This is a genomic window from Vibrio sp. OPT46, assembly GCF_015163535.1.
Taxonomy (GTDB): Bacteria; Pseudomonadota; Gammaproteobacteria; order Enterobacterales; family Vibrionaceae; genus Vibrio; species Vibrio alginolyticus.
In genome coordinates, this window is sequence record NZ_JADDYG010000298.1 from 38,163 (window position 1) to 42,633 (window position 4,471).

The 4,471-nt window shown below is 38.4% G+C and carries 6 protein-coding genes and 2 pseudogenes; 4 read left to right on the plus strand and 4 right to left on the minus strand.

Annotation, left to right across the window (positions count from 1 at the left end; translation table 11 throughout):
* A pseudogene (locus IQR33_RS33095) lies at positions 1 to 547 on the plus strand (phage portal protein); the annotation flags it as partial.
* Between the two features lie 65 nt (positions 548 to 612).
* Complete coding sequence (locus IQR33_RS13600; RefSeq protein WP_017821167.1) at positions 613 to 864, plus strand: ogr/Delta-like zinc finger family protein; 252 nt, start codon at positions 613 to 615, stop codon at positions 862 to 864.
* On the opposite strand, the gene IQR33_RS13605 is transcribed toward IQR33_RS13600, so the two are convergent.
* Positions 859 to 1,137 carry a hypothetical protein gene (locus IQR33_RS13605; RefSeq protein WP_017821166.1) on the minus strand — a complete coding sequence of 93 codons (279 nt, stop codon included), beginning with the start codon at positions 1,135 to 1,137 and terminating at the stop codon, positions 859 to 861. The genes IQR33_RS13600 and IQR33_RS13605 overlap by 6 nt on opposite strands.
* 323 nt (positions 1,138 to 1,460) lie before the next feature.
* On the opposite strand from IQR33_RS13605, the gene IQR33_RS13610 reads away from it, so the two are divergent.
* Complete coding sequence (locus tag IQR33_RS13610; RefSeq protein ID WP_193837618.1) at positions 1,461 to 1,925, plus strand: hypothetical protein; 465 nt, start codon at positions 1,461 to 1,463, stop codon at positions 1,923 to 1,925.
* Positions 1,926 to 1,999: 74 nt separating this feature from the next.
* Positions 2,000 to 2,437, plus strand: coding sequence for a hypothetical protein (locus IQR33_RS13615; protein WP_017821164.1), 438 nt, complete (start codon positions 2,000 to 2,002; stop codon positions 2,435 to 2,437).
* 110 nt (positions 2,438 to 2,547) lie between these two features.
* Here the strand turns inward: IQR33_RS13615 and IQR33_RS13620 are convergent, their stop codons facing one another.
* The 3 genes and pseudogenes from IQR33_RS13620 to IQR33_RS33100 form a co-directional block, all read right to left on the minus strand.
* Positions 2,548 to 3,123 (minus strand): hypothetical protein, encoded by a 576-nt coding sequence (locus IQR33_RS13620; protein ID WP_017821163.1) that lies wholly within the window; start codon positions 3,121 to 3,123, stop codon positions 2,548 to 2,550.
* Complete coding sequence (locus tag IQR33_RS13625) at positions 3,123 to 3,854, minus strand: AHH domain-containing protein (protein WP_017635458.1); 732 nt, start codon at positions 3,852 to 3,854, stop codon at positions 3,123 to 3,125. Before IQR33_RS13625 ends, IQR33_RS13620 begins: the two co-directional genes overlap by 1 nt.
* Before the next feature lie 184 nt (positions 3,855 to 4,038).
* Positions 4,039 to 4,471, minus strand: a pseudogene (locus IQR33_RS33100) (hypothetical protein); the annotation flags it as partial.

Below are 4,471 nucleotides of genomic sequence, written 5' to 3' on the forward strand. Positions count from 1 at the left end.
TCTGCAGCAACAAGTTTATGGATTACCTGACTATCTAGGTAGTTTACAAAGTAGCTTACTAAACCGTGATGCAACGCTATTTCGTCGTCGCTATTACAAGAACGGTGCACACATGGGATTCATTTTTTACGCCACGGATCCAAACCTTAGTGATGACGACGAACAAATGCTGAAGGAAAAAATCGCGAGCTCCAAAGGGGTGGGTAACTTTAGAAGTATGTTTGTTAATATTCCAGGCGGTGCAGAAAAAGGGATTCAGCTAATCCCGGTGGGCGATATCGCGACAAAAGATGAATTTGAGCGAATCAAAAACATCACTGCGCAAGATATTCTCGTAGGCCATCGCTTCCCTATAGGAAAAGCAGGAATAATTCCCCAGGGAACGACTAATCTGGGTGACCCCGTCAAAATTGGCAGTGAGTATGCCAAAGACGAAATCATACCTGTATGCGAATTAATTATGGATGAAGTTAACAACGATCCAGAGATAAGAAATATCAAAAATCTACATTTAAAATTTGATACTACGTTTGGAGAATGCTCATAAACCTGTACAAAAACACAGCCCTTTGACGTATCATTATTTGGTCAGTCAATAAGTTAGGTGCTTGTATGAGAGTATTGTGTCCGGAGTGTGGTTGTAAAAGCCGAATTCAAAAATCCAATCGACTATCCAATAGTCATGCCGATTTATATTGCAGTTGTAGTGACCCAGAATGCGGGCATAGTTTTGTGATGAACTTGTCTTATAGTCACACTTTAAGCCCATCGGCAAAAACAACTAGTCAAATAGCTTTTGATTTATGTAAGGCGTTGCCGCCAGAGGCACGACAACAGCTCAAACATCAACTCTCGATACTATAGTGAATCTTGTATAAACGCCGTGCTATCTACTTCAGAAGCCATCTCGACAATGCTCAAGATGGCTTTTTGTTTTTCGGAGTCCAACTGCCCTTTTGTATCAGCCAGTATTAAGCCAGCAATATATGCACCTGCCGCTCTAGTCCTCTCTGTTGCCTCACTATTAGCCACACCATCAATGACGATTTCTAAAGCAGACAACAAGATATCGTTTTGATTTTTATTCGACATATCAACACCCTTACCAATCATTAGTGAAATATACTGTATATCCATACAGTTTTCCACAGTGGTTTTTAGATACCAGTCACTAGTTTGTTATGACGACACATAAAGTAGCTAAAACGTATCTCTGCTGGAGAATGTTAGTTGATTAGCAGTGAGGAGATTTCATTTTGTAATTACTCATTTGAAGCATTTCAATTTTAAAGCAGTATTGCTGCATGACCTTCAGTTTGAAGGTTACTTTTCAATCAAACAAGAAAGCTGAACACTGATTAATATCACTAATTAAACATCTGCTAATTGAAGAGAATTATTAAAGGTTGCAATATCAGTATTGAAAATTATGTTTTAATACAAGCAACAATCTGACTTTTATGAGAACTATAACAACAGAAATTCTATTATCATTATTACTTGGAGCTGTGCCGATAATATTGCTCAGCAATCAACCTGATTTTTCAGCGGCAAAAAGCTTATCGTCTTTGAACCCTGGTGACATTGTACTCAACTACTTCTTATACTTATTATGTATTCATTTAGTTATTTGGTTTTTAAATAGTCAAGTTTTAAAAACAAACCAGTCTATTTCAGCAACGCTACAAAGGGCACACGAGTTCACTCACAAGCTCGGGTTTGCCATTCATGGTGTTTATCGTGTTATAGCAGGTGCTGTTCCAGCGGCAATTTGGTTTGAAATTGATAAGCATGGATTTGTTCAAGGTTGGCAAGCGATAACTATTTTCAGTGTGGTTTTATCAATATCTAGCTTTATCGCTAGTGTAGCTTTAGCCAAAGCTACTAACTATACAGCACCAAGAGCACTTCTTTTCGGTAAATAACATCAAAATTATAGTAGGCATAAATATCAAGTTGCTTACATTGCAAACAAATGTAACTTTTAGAGAGACTATTAATGAACAAATCAATCATTCTGGCCAGTGTTTTCATTGCATTAACTGGCTGTGCTTCACAACCTAATAATGAAAAATTCAATGTACATACAGCAGACTTTACAAAATCTAGTGACTTAAACCTATGTGCTGTCTATGGGGCCAGAGCGAATCGCTCTATTGAAGCTAAGAACGAACTAGTTAAGAGAGGTGTTTTCTCTGATGCTGAGTGGGAAAGCATTGCAGATAACAAAGTATCTGTCGGAATGACAGAGTGTGCTGTTAAAGCGGCCTACTCTGTTAATTTTATAAAACAGAAAACCACAAAATTCAAAAATGGTGATAAGGGTATGACTTTCTTTTATGATTGTAAGTCAAGCAATGCTACGTATTGTCCATTCACAAAAGTAGACTTTGTAAATGGAAAAGTCTCTGCAGTGTCTAAAGTTCAAAAAATATAACACCAAAAGCTAAAAAATCTTGATCTAATTTAAGTGTACCAAACCAGTAGGATGAGAATCACTAGCTTGGTACATTTATTACCAGAATCTGAGTAATGACTACAATCTCATCAATCAAATGGATCTGTCAGATTAGAAGAAAATACGAGTCCATTAAGCTGATTTTGTTCACACATAGCCTTGAACCTCTCTGTACAGTATAAGTTGCTGGCCCCTTCTAATCTTGATTTAAAGATCACTTTATCTTTCACATCATCATCAATGAATGCAAGAACCTCTAACCCATCAGGGCTTCCATATGAGATCTTCTCTACACACTTTTGTCTATCTTCTTTTCCAAAAGTCAGCGATGTATATAAATACCATTGTTCACTTTGATAATTGACAGGTAAAAAATCCCCGCTTTCAGATAAGAAACTATTTAAAGCTTCATATGCTCTCGGCGATAAAACAAGATATGTTCGTAACCATAAGCTAATATCAGGCAATACGGAGTTATCGGTTAATACATCTTCAAACTCGACCTCCGCAGACTTCCAAATATCTTTCAGAGATTTATTTTCAACAGCCTGCAATAAGATTCTCTCAAAATAGTCGAAATCCCCCAACTGGGTAGCGATTTCATCTGGGCCAGAACATACCGACTGAAACTTAGTTAAATCATCTGTAATTTTATAAACCGTCATCATCCTTTCCAAACTTCATTCTTAGCTTCCAAGACCTCTTTAGGGTAGGTGCCACTCTTTAACTCCATTTTGACCCGAAGTAAGTTAGCCTCAAAGTGCTGTTTACTCGGAATACCCTTCGAAAATTTGGAACTAATCCAAGTTTCATAATTAAATGTATGGATCGAACGGTGAGCCGGAGACTTAGGTGCTTCCCAGTTAAAGTCCGTATGCTTCGCATAATTTGTTAACCAAACACCATTTACGGGCGCATTTATGCCAATTTTATGCATGTGCAAATTTAACCTTGCGGCTCTCATTTCTGCTTTTCTAAACCTTCCCGAGCCAGGAATGATATGGTGAGGCTCATGGTTTTTAGTCGGTTTAGGCTCTCCTGCAGCGGTTAGATTATTAGCTAGTTTCGTCGTCGGATGATGCTTTTCAACGAACAACTCTTTCGCATTTTTTTTTAAGTTTTCTGCAGAGTACGATTGTAACTTAGCTTGCATATCTTCAACTCGAGCATGAGCAATGAGTTCAATCCTCATTTTTTTCAAAAACCTCAAGTCTTGTGCTTCAAACTGCAGTCGTTTTGCTCTTTGCTGTTCAGTTTCACCCGCAGGTGGAGCCACACGATACTTGCTATAGAAATCGTCGACTAACGCATCAAAACGATCTAAGGCCAACTCAGCTGCAGTTGGATTACTAGGACGATTCGTTTTTCGTCCAACTATACTCAAATTATGCTTCATACTCGTATCCCTCGAACAAACAAAGCCGTTGGATAACATTCACATAACTGACGAGCAAATAATCAATAGCCTTTATGTGGCCTACAGCTCAGATTTTTATGCAAGCAATAGCATTTTAAATCAACTTTAAGAAATAGCGGTTCACTACTCTAACCTTTAAGTTCTTATGACGACACAAACCGGACTAACTCAATATTGGAAAAAGCCGCCCCTCAAGATAATCTGCCGTAATGCTATACCAATAAGAAAGCTCACTTTCATCAACTTCCATGTGTGGTATAGATTCATGTAATAGTGATTGCCAATAGGACTGATTCTCCTTAAATCGCTGATATTCAGATTGATAGAAGTGGCTCGCGTCTTGTTTTATATCGCTCAGGTCCAAATCTCTGCAATTCAATGACCACCCTCTTGCACCAGCAGCCCAAACCATAAACTTGTCTACTTTATCTTTAGCCAGTTCTCCTTCAAACGTAATGCAGAAGCGATTGTTCGTATTCACGTGCACTCCCCTGCTATGCAAGTTCTGCCTCAGCTTTTCGGCCTGCTTTTCCAAACGGATGATTCTCTGATAAAGCTTGTTCTGATATTCCTCAGGTTTCTGCTGCTTTTTGGCG

Excerpts from the sequence above, each read along its gene's own strand:
- IQR33_RS13600 (WP_017821167.1), top strand. The coding sequence starts at position 613 with ATGAGAGTATTGTGTCCGGAGTGTGGTTGTAAAAGCCGAATTCAAAAA.
- IQR33_RS13605 (WP_017821166.1), bottom strand. The coding sequence starts at position 1,137 with ATGGATATACAGTATATTTCACTAATGATTGGTAAGGGTGTTGATATG.
- IQR33_RS13610 (WP_193837618.1), top strand. The coding sequence starts at position 1,461 with ATGAGAACTATAACAACAGAAATTCTATTATCATTATTACTTGGAGCT.
- IQR33_RS13615 (WP_017821164.1), top strand. The coding sequence starts at position 2,000 with ATGAACAAATCAATCATTCTGGCCAGTGTTTTCATTGCATTAACTGGC.
- IQR33_RS13620 (WP_017821163.1), bottom strand. The coding sequence starts at position 3,123 with ATGACGGTTTATAAAATTACAGATGATTTAACTAAGTTTCAGTCGGTA.
- IQR33_RS13625 (WP_017635458.1), bottom strand. The coding sequence starts at position 3,854 with ATGAAGCATAATTTGAGTATAGTTGGACGAAAAACGAATCGTCCTAGT.